This window comes from Prochlorococcus marinus str. AS9601, assembly GCF_000015645.1.
Taxonomy (GTDB): Bacteria; Cyanobacteriota; Cyanobacteriia; order PCC-6307; family Cyanobiaceae; genus Prochlorococcus_A; species Prochlorococcus_A marinus_O.
On the sequence record NC_008816.1, the window covers coordinates 1,635,089 to 1,652,270 of the forward strand.

The 17,182-nt window shown below is 31.8% G+C and carries 14 protein-coding genes; 11 read left to right on the top strand and 3 right to left on the bottom strand.

From position 1 onward, the window contains the following. Positions 1-20 precede the first annotated feature (20 nt). From A9601_RS18080 to A9601_RS18100, 5 genes are read left to right on the top strand one after another with little or no spacing between them, the layout of a single operon-like run. Positions 21-1,631: a CTP synthase gene (locus A9601_RS18080; RefSeq protein ID WP_011819300.1), complete on the top strand. Its 1,611-nt coding sequence runs from the start codon at positions 21-23 to the stop codon at positions 1,629-1,631. A gap of 24 nt (positions 1,632-1,655) precedes the next feature. Beyond that, the gene (locus A9601_RS18085) at positions 1,656-2,327 is read left to right on the top strand and encodes a 7-carboxy-7-deazaguanine synthase QueE (RefSeq protein ID WP_041484578.1); all 672 of its coding nucleotides are present in this window, start codon (positions 1,656-1,658) and stop codon (positions 2,325-2,327) included. A gap of 6 nt (positions 2,328-2,333) precedes the next feature. Next, positions 2,334-3,008 (top strand): 7-cyano-7-deazaguanine synthase QueC, encoded by a 675-nt coding sequence (queC, locus tag A9601_RS18090; RefSeq protein ID WP_011819302.1) that lies wholly within the window; start codon positions 2,334-2,336, stop codon positions 3,006-3,008. Beyond that, entirely contained in the window at positions 3,005-4,318 is a 1,314-nt protein-coding gene (locus A9601_RS18095; protein ID WP_011819303.1) for an anthranilate synthase component I family protein, read from the top strand. The genes queC and A9601_RS18095 overlap by 4 nt, the downstream gene beginning before the upstream one ends. Next, the gene (locus A9601_RS18100) at positions 4,315-5,142 is read left to right on the top strand and encodes an aminotransferase class IV (RefSeq protein WP_011819304.1); all 828 of its coding nucleotides are present in this window, start codon (positions 4,315-4,317) and stop codon (positions 5,140-5,142) included. The genes A9601_RS18095 and A9601_RS18100 overlap by 4 nt, the downstream gene beginning before the upstream one ends. Here A9601_RS18100 and cobA read toward each other — a convergent pair. Next, positions 5,115-5,918, bottom strand: coding sequence for a uroporphyrinogen-III C-methyltransferase (cobA, locus tag A9601_RS18105; protein WP_011819305.1), 804 nt, complete (start codon positions 5,916-5,918; stop codon positions 5,115-5,117). The genes A9601_RS18100 and cobA overlap by 28 nt on opposite strands. Before the next feature lie 57 nt (positions 5,919-5,975). Between cobA and A9601_RS18110 the strand changes: the two genes are divergently transcribed. From A9601_RS18110 to A9601_RS18125, 4 genes are all read left to right on the top strand, one after another. Further along, complete coding sequence (locus tag A9601_RS18110; RefSeq protein ID WP_011819306.1) at positions 5,976-7,247, top strand: MFS transporter; 1,272 nt, start codon at positions 5,976-5,978, stop codon at positions 7,245-7,247. Next, on the top strand, positions 7,244-9,322 hold the full coding sequence (gene ppk1, locus A9601_RS18115; RefSeq protein ID WP_011819307.1) for a polyphosphate kinase 1: 2,079 nt from the start codon (positions 7,244-7,246) through the stop codon (positions 9,320-9,322). The genes A9601_RS18110 and ppk1 overlap by 4 nt, the downstream gene beginning before the upstream one ends. A 208-nt stretch (positions 9,323-9,530) precedes the next feature. Continuing rightward, positions 9,531-10,550: an RpoD/SigA family RNA polymerase sigma factor gene (locus A9601_RS18120; RefSeq protein ID WP_011377332.1), complete on the top strand. Its 1,020-nt coding sequence runs from the start codon at positions 9,531-9,533 to the stop codon at positions 10,548-10,550. A 5-nt stretch (positions 10,551-10,555) separates the two neighbouring features. Next, positions 10,556-11,197, top strand: coding sequence for a diacylglycerol/polyprenol kinase family protein (locus A9601_RS18125; protein ID WP_011819308.1), 642 nt, complete (start codon positions 10,556-10,558; stop codon positions 11,195-11,197). On the opposite strand, the gene A9601_RS18130 is transcribed toward A9601_RS18125, so the two are convergent. Further along, a complete protein-coding gene (locus A9601_RS18130; protein WP_011819309.1) occupies positions 11,190-12,257 on the bottom strand; it encodes a 3-deoxy-7-phosphoheptulonate synthase in 1,068 nt (355 codons plus the stop codon). The two genes, A9601_RS18125 and A9601_RS18130, sit on opposite strands and share 8 nt — an antisense overlap. A 97-nt stretch (positions 12,258-12,354) precedes the next feature. Here A9601_RS18130 and acnB point away from each other — a divergent pair, with 97 nt between their 5' ends. After that, entirely contained in the window at positions 12,355-14,928 is a 2,574-nt protein-coding gene (acnB, locus tag A9601_RS18135) for a bifunctional aconitate hydratase 2/2-methylisocitrate dehydratase (protein WP_011819310.1), read from the top strand. Positions 14,929-14,937: 9 nt separating this feature from the next. Further along, positions 14,938-16,296: a ClC family H(+)/Cl(-) exchange transporter gene (locus A9601_RS18140; RefSeq protein WP_011819311.1), complete on the top strand. Its 1,359-nt coding sequence runs from the start codon at positions 14,938-14,940 to the stop codon at positions 16,294-16,296. Between the two features lie 10 nt (positions 16,297-16,306). Here A9601_RS18140 and purU read toward each other — a convergent pair whose 3' ends face one another. Beyond that, positions 16,307-17,161: a formyltetrahydrofolate deformylase gene (gene purU, locus A9601_RS18145; RefSeq protein WP_041484643.1), complete on the bottom strand. Its 855-nt coding sequence runs from the start codon at positions 17,159-17,161 to the stop codon at positions 16,307-16,309. Between the last annotated feature and the right edge of the window lie 21 nt (positions 17,162-17,182).

The window sequence follows — 17,182 nt, forward strand, 5'->3', positions numbered from 1 at the left end:
TGCTTAATTAAAAATATTTAATGTCAAAATTTGTATTTGTCACTGGAGGAGTAGTTTCTAGCATTGGTAAAGGGATTGTAGCTGCAAGCTTAGGAAGATTATTAAAATCTAGAGGATATAGTGTTTCAATATTAAAACTAGATCCATATCTAAATGTTGATCCAGGAACAATGAGCCCTTTTCAACATGGAGAAGTATTTGTAACCGAAGATGGGGCTGAAACCGATCTAGATTTAGGTCACTACGAAAGATTTACTGATACTGCAATGACTAGGTTAAATAGTGTGACTACTGGATCTATTTATCAAGCAGTTATTAATAAAGAAAGAAGAGGCAATTATAACGGTGGAACTGTGCAAGTAATACCTCACATAACGGGAGAAATTAGAGAAAGGATTCATAGAGTAGCCGCTAACAGCAATGCAGATATTATTATTACTGAAATTGGTGGAACAGTTGGTGATATTGAATCTCTACCTTTTTTAGAGGCAATAAGAGAATTCAAAAATGATGTCAATAGGAACGATGTTGCATACATACACGTAACATTACTTCCTTACATCAAAACCTCTGGCGAAATAAAAACTAAACCAACACAACATTCAGTGAAAGAATTAAGATCAATTGGAATTCAGCCAGATTTACTTGTATGCCGAAGTGATAAATCTATCAATGAAGCTCTTAAAAAAAAGCTTAGTGGTTTTTGCGGTGTCAATATCAACTCTGTAATTGAAGCTTTAGACGCAGACAGTATATATTCTGTACCTCTTTCTTTAAAAAAAGAAGGTTTATGCAAAGAAACCTTGAAGTATTTAGACCTTGAAGATAAAAAATGTGATTTGAAAAATTGGGAGCAACTAATACACAACCTAAGAAATCCTGGAGATCCAATAAAAGTTGCACTTGTAGGCAAATATATTGAACTTGGAGATGCATATTTATCCGTTGTTGAAGCTTTAAGACATGCATGCATTGAACAAAGGGCTTTATTAGATTTACATTGGGTAAGTGCTGAAATGATAGAAAACAATTCAGCAGAAACTTACTTAAATGAAGTTGATGCAATTGTTGTACCCGGGGGATTTGGTAATAGAGGAGTAAATGGAAAAATTTCGGCTATAAAATTCGCAAGAGAAAATAAAATTCCCTTTTTAGGTTTGTGCCTTGGCATGCAATGTGCAGTTATTGAATGGGCCAGGAATGTAGCTAATCTTCCAGATGCATCTAGTTCAGAACTAGACCCAAACACTCCAAATCCAGTGATACATTTATTACCAGAACAGGAAGATGTAGTTGATTTAGGTGGGACAATGAGACTTGGAGTTTATCCATGTAGACTGACAAAAAATACAACTGGAAAAAACTTATATGATGAGGATGTTATTTATGAGAGACATCGGCATAGATACGAATTTAATAATTACTACAAACAAAGTTTTTTAGATTCTGGATACAAAATTAGTGGTACATCACCAGATGGCAGATTAGTTGAGTTAATTGAGTTAGAAAATCATCCATACTTCTTAGCCTGTCAATATCATCCTGAGTTTTTATCAAGACCTGGCAAACCTCATCCTTTATTTAAAGGATTAATAAAAGCCTCTCAAGATAAGTTAACTCAATCAAATTAATATTCTTTATTTTTTTGAATGAAAATGACAAATTTTTTACCCTTAGTCGAACAATTTCATTCATTACAAGGTGAAGGTTATCACGCTGGAAAAAGTGCTTTTTTTGTAAGATTAGCCGGATGCAAAGTTGGATGTTCGTGGTGCGATACCAAGAATTCATGGGACGAGAAAAAACACCCTTCTATATCAATTGAAAAAATAATAGATCGCATAAAAATTGCCAGAAAAAAAGGAGCATCTTTTTGCGTTATTACAGGTGGAGAACCTTTACAACATAACTTGGATAATTTTTGCAAAGCTATAAAAAAAATGACAATGGGAGAAGAACAAAAGCCAATTAAGATTCATATTGAGACAAGTGGAGTTAATTCGATATCAGGAAGCTATGACTGGATTACTTTATCTCCTAAAAGACACTCACCTCCAAAAAATTATTTTTTAAAAAACTGTAATGAGATCAAAATAATCATAAATGAAATAGAAGATATTGAATTTGCTATTCAAATAAAAAAAGAAACTTTAAAACAACATCAACTCTCTAAAGGCGAAGATGGCTTAAAAAAAGAAGATAAAATTTTTTATTTACAGCCAGCATGGAACAATGCGAATGGTTTTTCTCTTGCTATTGATTTCGTAAAAAATAACCCCGATTGGAAATTGAGCCTTCAAACTCACAAATACTTAAAAATTAATTGAAATCATATGACTCTTAAAAATAAATCGATAGTAGTTTTATTATCTGGAGGTTTAGATTCTTCTACAGTTACTGGTATCGCCAAAAAATCCGAAGCTAAAATTTTTGGCCTTTCATTTGACTACGGTCAACGTCATAAAAAAGAATTAAATTCTGCATCAATAATTGCAAAACACTTTGATATCGACGAATTTAAAATCATTAAGCTTGACTTATCTTTATGGGGAGGCTCGTCATTAACTGATACTCAAAAAAATATTCCAATAGAAGGAGTGCAAACTAATAAAATTCCTAATACTTATGTTCCTGGGAGAAATACTATATTTATTTCCGTTGCACTAAGTTATGCCGAAGCAATAGATGCTGATTTTATAGGACTAGGAGTTAATGCACTAGATTATTCTGGTTATCCAGATTGCAGGCCTGACTACATTAAAAAATTTCAAGAGTTAGCAGATTTAGCCAATAAAAGAGGAAGAGAAAATAATCCAATAAAACTTTGGACACCACTATTAGATTTAAATAAAGAGGAAATTATTAAATTAGCTTTTGATAATCATGTCCCTTTAGATAAAACATGGAGTTGTTATTCGGGTAATTCAAAACCATGCGGTAAGTGTGATAGCTGCAGAATTAGAAATGCTGCTTATGAAAAATGGCTTAATAACAATAATAAAAAATGAAAATAAAAAAAATAATTCTAGAAAAATGGATAGATCCAGCACTGATTACGCATCATCTAACAAAAAAATTTGGAGATCAAGGATTAGCTTGGCTAGACAGCGATGGCAAAGAAAATGGGGAATGGTCAATAATAGGAATTAAACCTAAAAAAATAATCCAATCAAGAGATATCAATAACTTAGACAAAACTAATAATCCATTTAACAATTTAAGAAATATTGAAAAAGGATTTTGGATCGGATGGTTAAGTTATGAAGCCGGAGTTTACATAGAACCAAAAAACCCATGGAAAAAATCTAATATGGCAACTTTATGGATTGCATCATATGATCCAATCATTAAATGTAATCTAATAAAAAAAGAAATAATTATCGAAGGCACAAACTCATCTGAACTGATGAATTATAAAAACATAATCAACAATATAAAAAATATCGAAGAAGAAAATATTATTAAAACAAAGTTGAATTTTGATTTTTCAAAAATAAATTTGGACGAAATGGCTGAAAAATTTCAGAAAAATATTTTAAAATTGAAAAAATTAATTTCCTTAGGAGATATATTTCAAGCAAACCTAACAACTAAATGCGAAATTGAATCTTCCAAAAACTATAATCCTCTAGATATTTATTTGAAAATAAGAAGGAAATTAAGAGCTCCCTTTGGAGGAATAATAATAAATAATAATTATAAAGAGGCTGTATTATCTACCTCGCCAGAAAGGTTTTTAAAGATAGATAATAAAAATTTTGTAGAATCAAGACCTATCAAAGGAACTAGATCCAGAGATAAAGATTTAAATCAAGACGCACTTAATGCTATCGATTTAATAACTAATGAGAAAGATAGAGCCGAAAATATTATGATTGTTGACCTAATAAGAAATGATTTAAGTAAAGTTTGCGAAACAGGAAGTATTATGGTGCCAGAAATATTAAAACTTGAAAGTTTCTTAAAAGTTCATCATCTAACTTCAGTAATCAGAGGCAAATTAAAAAAAGACACGAACTGGATTGATTTACTAAAAGCTTGTTGGCCTGGGGGCTCTATAACTGGAGCACCTAAATTAAGATCATGCCAGAGACTTTTTGAATTAGAAAAATGTGAACGCGGACCATACTGTGGGTCATTTTTGAAGCTTGACTGGAATGGAGAGTTTGACAGCAATATACTAATAAGATCATTTTTAGTTAAAGACAAAAAAATCAATATATATGCTGGTTGCGGAATAGTTATTGACTCAGACCCGGAGGAAGAAACTGATGAACTAAAGTGGAAACTTTTACCATTAATTGATTCACTAAAATGATTGAAACATTAGGCTGGCACAAGGATCAATGGTTGGATATTGATAGAATATTTATTGCTGCTAATAATAGAGGATTAAAATTTGCAGATGGTATATTTGAAACCATTTTGATAAAAGAAAACAAACCTATTCTTTTTGATGATCATCTGAAAAGATTAGAAAAAAGTAGCAAGATTTTAAATATTAACCTCAAAATAAATAAATTAACTTTGAGACAACTTATTCACGATGGAATTAAAAAGTTATCGCTTAAAAAAGATCAATTTGCTTCAGTAAGAATAAACTATAGTCGAGGAACTAATGAAGGTCGAACACTAAGAATTGATAGCACTTTAGAGACAAAAAATTTGGACAATTTATGGCTTGAGTTTTATAGAATCAAACCAAATTTTAATCCTATAAACGTTTGTATTAGTCAAACGGAAAAAATAAATGAATTCAGTCTTATAAGTAAATGCAAAACATTTTCATATAATCAGGCAATACAAGTTTTGACAGAAGCTAATGAAAAATCATTTGATGATTCTATCCTGTTGAATACCTCAGGTGAACTTTGTTGTGGAAGTACATTTAATCTTCTAATTAAAAGAAATAATCAATGGATAACTCCTAGAAAAAAGAGCGGCTGTTTAGAGGGGATTATGGTTTCTCAAGCTTTAAAATTGAAAATTGTAAAAGAAGAATTAATTCCTCCAAAATTTCAAAATGATGACATAATAGTTGCAATTAATAGCTTATCTTGCAGACAAATTTATCAAGTTGATGATTTAAAGCTTAAACCTAAATTCGATCCAATTTACTTTTGGGATTTATTATATAGTTGAACTTTATTAATATCTGGTAAATAGACATCAGATACTTTAGTTATATTGTTATTAACCTTAAATTCAACAATTTTTCCAATAATGATAATTGATGGAGCTAAAAATTCTTTATCTTTGATTTTATCTGGAAGATTATCTAATTTTTCTATCAAACATTTTTGATTTTTTAAAGTAGCTTCTTGAATAACAGCGCATTTAGTACTCTTATCTAAACCACCTAGAATTAATTCTTCCACAATAAATTCAATATTTTTTATACCCATAAAAATTACTAAGCTATCTGATGATTTAGCTAAATCTCTCCAATTCACTGTCTTTTTTTCTTTATCTACACGCTCATGTCCAGTGACGAAAGTTACGGAACTCGCAGCATCTCTATGGGTTAGTGGAATACCAAAATATGTAGGGGCAGCTATTCCAGAAGTAATACCAGGAACTATTTCAACTGAAATTCCATTTTTTTCTAAAATTGATACCTCTTCACCACCTCTAGAAAAAACGAATGGGTCTCCCCCTTTAAGCCTTACAACATTTTTGCCTTCTTTTGCCAATTTCAAAATAAGAGCATTAGTTTCTTTCTGAGGTACAGAACACTTTCCAGCTCTTTTACCTACATGGAAAATTTCTGTATGTTTTCCTGCCTCTTTTGTTATTTCATCCGGGATCAAAGCATCATGTACTAATGCATCACAATTTTTTATTAGGCGTAAAGCTTTTAGAGTTAGAAGCTCAGGGTCACCAGGACCTGCTCCAACTAAATAAACAATGCCGGGCACAATAATCTCCATTAACAAGTATGGTAGTAGAAGTTAATGGTAATGAAGGTAAATATTGTGAAAGAAAGTTTATTAAAACCAAATAAAAAATTTACTCTCCTTAGTGCCTTTATCACTCTTCTAAATGATCGTTTAAGTGAAAGCATATTACTACCTATATTACCCTCCTTTGTTTTACTTTTTGATTCTAAAGCAAGTACATATGGTTTATTATCATGCACTTACCAATTAGCTCAATTTACAGCTTCTCCTTTTATAGGACTTATGAGCGATAGATATGGAAGAAGACCTGTCACTCTTTTTTGTATTACTGGTTCAGTCATAGGAATATCAATATTATCTTTTACGGTTCTATTTAACTGGTCAAATTCAATAGCCTCTATCCCTTTATTTTTATTATTTTTAGCAAGACTAATTGACGGTTTAAGTGGGGGAACTGCAGCTACTGCAACAACAATTCTTGCAGATATTTCAAGCCCTGAAAAAAGAGCAAAAACATTTGGACTTATTGGTGTAGCTTTTGGTTTAAGTTTTTTCTTAGGTAATATTTTTGTTGTTATTTTTGCCAAAAATACAAATAATAATTTTATTATTCCAGTTTTGATAGCCTCAATCATTCCAATAATAAATTTCCTCCTTGTATTTTTTTACTTACCGGAAACCAAGCCTAATAGTGACTCAAATAAATCAAAACCTTTTATAAGAAACCCTTTAAAAAACCTATTTACAGTTTTCAAAGAAGAAAAGATTAAAAAATTATCATTAGCTTTTTTTATTTACTTTATTGCCTTTACTGGATTGACCAATATACTTATATTCTTCCTTCAAGAATCTTTAAACTGGACGACAAAAGCATCAAGTGGAACTCTTGTTGTAGTAGGAATAATTGCAATTATCGTTCAGGGAGGACTAATTGGGCCTCTTGTAAAACAATTTGGAGAAATGCGATTAACACTTATCGGATCAGGCTTCATTCTTGTTGCATGTGCTCTTTTAATAACTGCTCCAAAAGAAAATGCGACAATTAATATTTATTCAGCTGTATCATTTTTAGCCGTTGGGGCAGGATTAATTACGCCCACCTTAAGAGCACTAATATCAAAGAAATTAGACATTGATAAACAAGGATCAATTTTAAGTAATCTTCAAGGTCTACAGAGTCTTGGGGGGGTTTTAGGAATTGCAATGGCAGGAAGGGTTTATGATAGTTTTGGTCCTAAATCTCCTTTTATAGCTGGTTCCGTTATCTTGCTTTTCATGATATATCTTATTGCAGAGGGTAAAAGTAATAATTCTTTTAATAATCAAAAATCAAAAGTATTGAAATGAAACGCCAGGCTGATGTTTTTATTAATAGAGAATTAAGTTGGATTGAATTTAATAAGAGAGTTCTCCTTACTGGAATGGAAAAGGAGTACAAAATCCTAGACAAAGTAAAATTTTGTTCAATTTTTAGTAATAACCTAGATGAATTTTTTATGGTAAGAGTAGCTTCATTAAAGGCTCAAGTTGAAGCAGAAATTACTAAAAAAAGTATTGACGGACTTACCCCTAAAGAGCAATTAAAAAAAATCAATAATGAAATAAAGAAGTTAACTATTCTCCAAGAAAACTATGTAAATAATGAATTAAAAAATGAATTAAAAGAAAAAGGGGTAATTTTAAAAAAATATAAGGAACTAAGTGATAATCAAAGAAATTGGTGTAATAACTTCTTTACAACATCTATTTTTCCTTTATTAACTCCATTAGTTGTTGATCCGGCACATCCATTTCCTTTTATAAGTAATTTAAGTCTAAATTTAGCAGCTTTAATGAAGGATGAGGAGAATTCTAAAAATCAGTTTGTCAGAGTAAAAATACCAACAAAAAATATACCCCGATTTATAAGAATTCCCAATGAAATTACTCAACTTAGTGATGAAAGTTCTCACTATTTCATAAGTGTTGAAGATTTAATTGGGAATAATATAAATACTTTATTTAACGGAATGGAATGTATAAATTACTCTTTTTTTAGAGTGACAAGAGATGCAGATTTAGAATTAAAAGAACTTGAAGCTGATGATCTACTTTTAGCTGTTGAACAAAGTTTGCAAAAAAGAAGATTAGGTGGAGACGTAGTTAGATTAGAAGTGGAGTCAGATATGCCAGAAAATATTCTAAAGTTACTTATTGAAAGTATCTCAATACAGAAAGAATATATATACTTTTGCAAAAGTTTATTAGGCCTAGACGATTTAAATCAGCTTACAAAAATTGATAGAGATGATTTAAAAGAAAATCTACTAATTGGAAAAACTCACCCAGAATTAAAACATTTAGATTTGCCTTCAAACAAAAACCCTAATTCTATTTTCAAGATACTTAGGAAAAAAAATATTCTGCTTCATCATCCCTATGACCTATTTAAAACTTCAGTTGAAGAATTTATAAACAGAGCAGCTGATGATCCACTTGTAATGGCTATAAAAATTACTTTATATCGAGTTTCCCAAGATTCGCCTATAATTGCAGCTTTAATGAGAGCTGCAGAGAATGGTAAAGAAGTAATGACTCTTGTTGAACTAAAAGCAAGATTTGATGAAGACAATAATATTCAATGGGCCAAACAACTTGAACAAGCTGGCATTCATGTTGTATATGGAATCATCGGATTTAAAACACATACAAAAATTGCCTTAACAGTTAGAAAAGAGAAAGGACGATTAAGAAATTATTTTCATATTGGAACAGGAAATTATAACTCTAATACTTCAAAGTTTTATACAGATTTAGGATTACTTTCAACGGATCCTGAAATTGCTTCAGATTTACTTGAGTTATTTAACTACTTATCTGGTTTCTCTAAACAAAAAAGTTATCAAAAGTTATTAGTTTCTCCCTCATCGATGCGAGAGAAATTTATATTTCTGATAAAGAGAGAAATTAAAAATGCAGAGGAAGGCAAAAAAGCCGAAATAATCGCAAAAATGAATTCTTTAGTAGACCCAGAAATAATTAAACTGCTTTATTTAGCTTCAGACTCAGGTGTAAAAATTAGCCTCATCATAAGAGGTATTTGTTGCCTATATCCCCAAAGAAAAAATTTAAGTGAAAATATTAAAGTTATAAGCATTATTGGCCATTTTCTTGAACACTCAAGAATTTTTTGGTTTTGTAATAACGGGGATAATGAGGTTTTTATAGGGAGTGCAGATTGGATGAGAAGAAATCTTGATAGAAGAATAGAAGCTGTTACGCCTATAGAGGATTATGAATTGAAATCTAAAATATACACGCTTTTGCAAACTTACATTAACGATAATTACTTTTCTTGGATAATGAAAGATGATGGTTCATATTCGAAATATGAATTAGATTCATCGCATAATCGTTCGCAAATTGACCTCATAGAAAAATAAAATTAATATTGATTTTTACAACATTTATAAAAATACTTAATATTTTAAATTTTTTTTATTTTTTATAAAATCATCTCATATCAATGGATTTCAAGAAATAAGCTATAAAAAAAAAATTTTTGTCTTTAAAATTTCAACGTAAAAGTAGTTTTTATTTCAATTTCAGTGCTAGCTTTTTAAAAAATCCATTATTTAGGAGGCCAGGGTGATGGGGATCCCTCTGGAATCTGCGAAAAGCTCTTCAGATAATAATTTTGATGAGCCAAGATTACCAAACACTGCGGGCAAATCTCGCAAATCGAAATCCAGTCTTACGGCAAAACAAAGCCAAAAAAAATCTGGCAGACTCGCTTCAGATTCTATTGGCTATTACTTAAGTAGCATTGGAAGAGTACCTCTTTTGACTCCAGCAGAGGAAATAGAGTTAGCTCATCATGTTCAGAACATGAAAAAGTTGCTACAAATTCCTGAAACTGATAGAACCCAACGAAATCTTTATCAAATTAAGATTGGCAAAAGAGCAAGAGATAGAATGATGGCAGCTAATCTAAGGCTCGTTGTCTCAGTTGCAAAAAAATACCAAAACCAAGGGCTTGAATTATTAGATCTTGTCCAGGAAGGAGCTATTGGACTTGAAAGAGCCGTAGATAAATTTGATCCTGCTATGGGATATAAATTCTCAACTTATGCTTACTGGTGGATTAGACAAGGAATGACGAGGGCAATTGATAACAGTGCTAGAACCATTCGTTTGCCTATTCACATAAGTGAAAAACTATCCAAAATGAGAAGAGTCTCCAGAGAATTATCACACAAATTTGGCAGACAACCTACAAGATTGGAAATGGCAACTGAGATGGGAATTGATCAAAAAGATTTAGAAGATTTAATTTCTCAAAGTGCTCCTTGCGCCTCCCTAGATGCACATGCAAGAGGGGAAGAAGACAGAAGTACACTTGGTGAACTCATACCTGATCCAAACTGTGAAGAGCCTATGGAAGGTATGGATAGAACTATTCAAAAAGAGCATTTAGGAACTTGGCTTTCTCAATTAAATGAAAGAGAGCAAAAAATCATGAAGCTCAGATTTGGGCTAGATGGTGAAGAACCATTAACACTCGCAGAAATAGGAAGACAAATTAATGTTTCGCGAGAAAGAGTAAGGCAACTAGAAGCTAAAGCAATATTAAAGCTTCGAGTAATGACAACTCATCAAAAAGCAGCTTAACCAAATTGATAAAATTTACTGTAATTTTATTATATTTATTTTTAATTTTTTTAATTTCAATAGTTTTTAAAAAATATAATGAAGATAACAAAGAAATAGTCAGAAAAATAATACATATTGGAATAGGTCCTTTAATACCAATTGCTCAATTTTTAAAAATTAATCAAAACTCTGCTCTAATTTTTACGGGAATTGTTTCATTAATGGTTTTCACCAATTACAACTATAAATTATTTCCAACAATTGAGGATGTTGAGAGAAAAAGTTATGGGACATTATTTTATTGTCTAAGTTTATTTATTTTGATTTATCTTTTCTGGGATAAAGATCCATATGCACTAATTAGTGGATTTTTCATAATGACTTTTGGTGATGGATTAGCTGGATTAATAGGAAAAAGCTTTAACTCAAAGAGTTGGATTTTTTTTGAACAAAAAAAATCTTTATATGGAACCATAACAATGTTTTTAACAAGTTTGATGGTAGTTTGCTCAATAGGATATTTTCAACAAAATAGTCTAAATTTAAATTATTTTACGATAGCTTTTATTGCGACTTTGCTCGAACAATTTAGTATTATAGGAATAGATAATTTCATTGTTCCAATCTCTTCAGCATTATTTTTTAATTTTTTAATAACTAGCTAAGTGAATCGTATAAAATAGCGATTAATTCTTTTGTTGTTTCTATATCTATACATGCATCTGTAATGCTTCTTCCAAACTGGAGATCTTCTTTTTTTAAAAGTTTTTGATTTCCTTCCTTCAAATGACTTTCAAGCATAACTCCTAAAATATTTTTTTCACCATTACTAATTTGAGAAGCTACATTTTTTAGCACTTCTGACTGTTTTCGGAAATCTTTATTGGAATTTCCATGACTACAATCAATCATCACTTTATGGGGAAGATTATACTGCCTCAATTCTGCTGAAATTCTTTGTACATGATCACTTTCAAAATTTGGGCCTTTTGAACCGCCCCTTAAAACTATATGTCCATCTGGATTTCCTGTAGTATTAACTATAGAAGCCATTCCATTTTCATTTACACCTAAGAAGTGATGGGATTTTGAAGCTGACTGCATTGCATTAATTGCAGTAGTAAAAGAACCATCCGTTCCATTTTTAAAGCCTATAGGCATTGATAATCCTGATGCCATTTCTCTATGAGTTTGACTTTCCGTGGTCCGCGCACCTATGGCTGTCCAACTTATTAAATCGGCAATGTATTGAGGAACAATTGGATCTAGTAATTCTGTAGCAGAAGGTATGCCTCGAGTTGCTAAATATGAAAGCAAACTTCTTGCCCTTCTTAAACCAGTATTAATATCATAAGAATCATCTAGATGAGGATCATTTATCAATCCCTTCCAACCAATAGTTGTCCTTGGTTTTTCAAAATATACTCTCATAATTATTTCTAATTTATCGTTATACATTTCTCGGAATTTTTGAATATATTTTGAATATTCCTTTGCCGCCTCAAGATCATGAATTGAACATGGGCCCACGATTACTAGAAGCTTCTTATCATTATGATGCAAAATATTTTGTATCGATCTTCTTGTTTTAGATACTGTATTAGCAGAGGCGTGATCTAAAGGTATATCATTATGTAATCTGCTTGGAGGTATTAATGGACGTGTTTCAACAACATGTAAATCTGATGTCTTTTCTAAAGCTGAATTATTGGATGATGTCGTCATTGATTAATTAAGAAGTTTGAATATTTAAAAAAGCATTTATGAATACTCTCCTTTTCAATATTAAAAATAACAATAGATTAGGCATTAAACCTTACTAATGAAGAATTTGGAAACATTGCTAAAAGATTACGCAGATCACGTAGCGGAAAGAGCTGCCAAAGGTATACCTCCTTTACCTTTAAATGCTGAGCAAACAAATTGTATTACAAAATTATTGGAACAAGATAGTAATTACGATTCTTCTTATTTACTTGATTTACTTCTAAATAGAGTTCCACCAGGAGTCGATGAGGCTGCTTATGTAAAAGCAAGCTGGCTTACAGCTATTGTTAATTCCGAAAAATATTGCAAATTAATTAATCCCGAAAAAGCAATTGAAATACTAGGAACAATGATAGGCGGATATAATGTAAATTCTCTGGTTGAAATACTGAAAGGGGAAAATAGTTTACTTGCTAAAAAAGCGGCAGAAGTTTTAAAAAATATCATTCTTGTTTACGATTCAGCTAATGAAATCTATGAATTGTCACAAAATAATTTTTATGCAAAAGAGGTTGTAAATAGTTGGGCAAATGCAGAATGGTTCAAAAATAAAAAAGTTCTTGAAAAAGAGATTACTTGTTTGGTGTTTAAAGTTGACGGTGAAACAAATACAGACGACTTATCTCCAGCTGTACATGCAACAACACGCCCGGATATTCCGATGCACGCATTAGCTATGTTGGAATTCAAAAAACCTGATGGACTAAAGATTCTTGATAATTTAAAAAAACAAAATTTACCAATAGCATATGTTGGAGATGTTGTTGGAACAGGGAGTTCTAGAAAATCTGCTATTAATTCACTCATTTGGCATATAGGAGAAGATATTGCTTTTGTTCCAAACAAAAAAACAGGTGGAATAATAATTGGCAGCAAAATAGCCCCAATTTTCTTTAATACTGCACAAGATTCAGGAGCTTTACCAATAGAAGCTGACGTATCTCAAATGAAAACAGGAGATGTTATTAAGATATATCCTTATGCAGGCATTATTAAAAAAGTTGAAAAAGATTCAAATACTGAAGAATTAATAAGCAAATTCGACTTGTATCCATCAACTCTTAGTGATGAGATTCAAGCTGGCGGAAGAATTAATCTTATGATTGGTAGATCTCTTACAGATAAAATTAGAAATAAATTAAATTATCAACCTAGTGAAATATTTACTAGGCCACAAAATCCAACTGAAAGTAGTGCCGGATTTACTCAAGCTCAAAAAATAGTAGGCAAAGCATGCGGTTTAGAGGGAGTAAGGCCAGGAATGACCTGTGAGCCAATTATGACCACAGTTGGTAGTCAAGATACTACTGGGCCAATGACTAGAGATGAACTAAAAGAACTAGCTTGTTTAGGATTTACTGCAGATTTAGTGATGCAAAGTTTTTGTCATACAGCTGCGTATCCTAAACCAGTAGATCTAGTTACCCATAAAGAATTACCTGATTTTATATCACAAAGAGGTGGAGTAGCTCTTAAGCCTGGAGACGGCATAATTCATAGCTGGCTTAATAGAATGCTTCTCCCAGATACTGTTGGCACAGGCGGAGATAGTCATACTAGATTTCCTCTTGGCATTTCATTTCCTGGAGGCTCGGGCATTGTTGCCTTTGCCGCTGCAATAGGATCAATGCCATTAAATATGCCAGAATCTGTACTGGTTAAATTTAAGGGAGAATTATTACCAGGAATCACTCTCAGAGATTTAGTAAATGCAATCCCTCTTTTCGCAATTAAAAAAGGGCTCTTAACTGTTGAGAAAGCAAATAAGAAAAATATATTCAACGGGAAAATTATGGAAATTGAGGGATTACCAAACCTAAAACTTGAACAAGCTTTTGAACTTACTGATGCTACTGCAGAACGCTCATGCGCTGGTAGTACCATACTTTTATCCCAAGAAACTGTAAAAGAATACTTAAGAAGCAATATTTGCCTGCTAGAAAAAATGATTGAAAGCAATTATGAAGATTCAAAATCAATTTCAAGAAGAATAAATGATATGAAAAATTGGTTAAAACAACCATCATTGATTCAACCAGATTCAAACGCTCAGTATAAAGAAATCATTGAAATTGATTTAGCAAAAGTAACACAACCTATAGTTGCTTGCCCAAACGATCCGGATAATGTAAAAGAAATCACTGATGTTGCAAATACAAATATTGACGAAGTTTTTATAGGTTCTTGCATGACTAATATTGGCCATTACAGGGCAGCTGCGAAAGTTCTTGAAGGTGTACAAAATTTAAAAGCTAAATTATGGATTTGTCCACCAACAAAAATGGATGAAGAAACTCTAAAAGCTGAAGGTTACTATAAAATTTTCGAAGATTGTGGTGCAAGGTTAGAGTTACCAGGCTGTTCTTTATGTATGGGTAATCAAGCCAGAGTAGATGAAGGATCCGTAGTATTTTCTACTAGTACAAGAAATTTTGACAATAGACTTGGCAAGAATGCACAAGTCTTTTTAGGCAGCGCCGAATTAGCAGCAGTTTGCGCACTGCTTGGCAAAATACCTGAAGTTGAAGAATATCAGGATATTACTAAAAATAAAATTAATCCATATTCGGATGAACTTTATCGCTATCTTCAATTTGATGAAATACAAGATTTCAGCTTGACAAAGTAATCATGGACTATGCCAAACTTTATAAAAGATAATATTCAAAAAACAAGTAATAATTCTTCTCGTAGCATCAAAAAATTATTAAAACAAAGATCTCTGGTTGTTGCATTTTCGCTCTTATTAACAGGTTTAGGAGCCTCAATTACAAGCATATCTTTTAAAACTGGAATCTATTTTATTAATAATTGGAGATTAGCATTATTAGACCAATTCCCATCTATTGCGGTCTTACCTATTTTTGGAGCTCTAGGAGGAGCTATTGCAGGATATTTGATCAAAAATATAGCACCTGCTGCAAAAGGCTCAGGAGTGAGTCAAATCATGGGTTTTTTAAGACATAAAAAAGTTCCAATGAATTTAAAAGTAGGATTAGTAAAGCTAATATCAGGAATTATTGCTATTGGTAGTGGATTCCCTTTGGGTCCAGAAGGTCCATCCGTTCAAATGGGAGGATCAGTAGCTTGGCAAATGGCCAAGTGGCTCAAAGCTCCTACAGCTTTTAGAAGAGTAATAGTAGCAGCAGGGGGTGGTGCTGGAATAGCTGCAGTATTTAGCGCTCCATTAGGAGGGTTTGTCTATGCAATAGAAGAATTATTAAACTCTGCAAGACCAGTAATTTTGCTATTGGTAGTAATCACAACTTTCATTGCAGATTCATCTGCTGATATTATTCAAGCCTTAGGTTTAGATCCTAAAGCAGGAGGGTTTGATTTTAACCTCGGATTTTTGATTCAAAAAGAATATGACCCATCAGTTTTTTTCTTACCTGTAGATTTTCTTTACTTAGTTTTACTAGGAATAATTATTGGAATATTTGCAGAATTGTACAGCAGATATGTTTTGTTGATGCAAAATCTTGGGAAAAAGTGGTATAAAAATAAATTTGTTTTAAAAATGAGTATTTGTGGGCTTATTTTAGGAAGCATGTACTCTTGTTTGCCCAGTACATTTCATAATTTAGATGAATTACAGAAAATAATAGCTGAACAAAATACAAGTAATGGAATTGCTTTATTAGCAGTTTTAGTATTATTTATCACGACAGGTTTAGCTGCAGCATCTGGAGCTCCTGGAGGATTGTTCTATCCAATGCTTACTTTAGGTGGGGCAATCGGACTAATAATGGGGAGCTGGGTGGAAATTGCGACAGGACATGCACCAAGTACATACATTTTTGCTGGAATGGGAGCTTTCGTAGCAGGATGTTCGCGAACACCAATTACCGCAATGTTTTTAGCTTTCGCTTTAACAAAAAATTTATTAATAATGAAACCTGTGTTAATCAGCTGCATTGCCAGTTTCTTGATAGCAAGAGCTTTTAATGAAGAATCAATTTATGAAAGACAAATACAAATAGAGTTAGAAGATTAAGGAACTATCTTCAATCAAAAACAGCAGTTTTACTATTATAAACAATTACTTGATGATTCAGATGTAATCTAACTGCTCTTGCTAGAGCAATTCTTTCAATATCTCTTCCTTTTCTAATCAAATCATCAACTTCATCCCTATGACTTACATTAACTGTGCATTGCTCTATGATCGGACCTTCATCAAGATCTTCAGTAACATAGTGAGCTGTGGCACCGATTAATTTAACACCTCTCTTCCATGCTCGATGATATGGTTGACCGCCCTTAAATGCAGGTAAGAAAGAATGATGAATATTGATTATTGAAGAGAACTTTTTTAAAAAAGAGTCACTCAAAATTTGCATATATTTGGCTAACACAACAAGATCAATTTCATATTCTTTTAATAAATTTAAAAATTGATCTTCAACAACAGATTTGTCAATATTAAAGGTATCAACATAGACAAATTTTGCATTAAAGTCGTTTGCAATATTTTCAAGGTCAGAATGATTCGAAATTATTACCGGCACTTGCATTTTCAATTCACCATTTCTTACTCGCCAAAGTAAATCAATCAAGCAATGATTTTGTTTACTCACAAAAATTGCAACATTTGGAATTTCATCAGAATAATTTACATTAAATTTTCCATTTACTTCATCTGCAATTTTTTCAAATTCTTTATAAATTTCATCTCTATTCAAAAATGCATTTTTACTATTCCATTCAATTCGACTAAGGAACAAACCCGCATCTTGATCTGTATGATGATCAGAATGTTTTATGTTGCCACCGTAGTTTGAAATCCAACTTGTAAGTAAACTCACAAGGCCAGGACGATCAGGACAAACAATTTTGAATATAATTGAAGGATGTTCCAAAAAATCTTTAACTATCAAGTC

What these genes read in the sequence shown, in the direction of transcription:
- A9601_RS18085 (WP_041484578.1), top strand. Translation starts at nt 1,656, where the DNA reads ATGACAAATTTTTTACCCTTAGTCGAACAATTTCATTCATTACAAGGT.
- A9601_RS18130 (WP_011819309.1), bottom strand. Translation starts at nt 12,257, where the DNA reads ATGACGACATCATCCAATAATTCAGCTTTAGAAAAGACATCAGATTTA.
- acnB (WP_011819310.1), top strand. Translation starts at nt 12,355, where the DNA reads ATGAAGAATTTGGAAACATTGCTAAAAGATTACGCAGATCACGTAGCG.
- A9601_RS18120 (WP_011377332.1), top strand. Translation starts at nt 9,531, where the DNA reads ATGGGGATCCCTCTGGAATCTGCGAAAAGCTCTTCAGATAATAATTTT.
- A9601_RS18080 (WP_011819300.1), top strand. Translation starts at nt 21, where the DNA reads ATGTCAAAATTTGTATTTGTCACTGGAGGAGTAGTTTCTAGCATTGGT.
- A9601_RS18100 (WP_011819304.1), top strand. Translation starts at nt 4,315, where the DNA reads ATGATTGAAACATTAGGCTGGCACAAGGATCAATGGTTGGATATTGAT.
- ppk1 (WP_011819307.1), top strand. Translation starts at nt 7,244, where the DNA reads ATGAAACGCCAGGCTGATGTTTTTATTAATAGAGAATTAAGTTGGATT.
- A9601_RS18140 (WP_011819311.1), top strand. Translation starts at nt 14,938, where the DNA reads ATGCCAAACTTTATAAAAGATAATATTCAAAAAACAAGTAATAATTCT.
- queC (WP_011819302.1), top strand. Translation starts at nt 2,334, where the DNA reads ATGACTCTTAAAAATAAATCGATAGTAGTTTTATTATCTGGAGGTTTA.
- A9601_RS18095 (WP_011819303.1), top strand. Translation starts at nt 3,005, where the DNA reads ATGAAAATAAAAAAAATAATTCTAGAAAAATGGATAGATCCAGCACTG.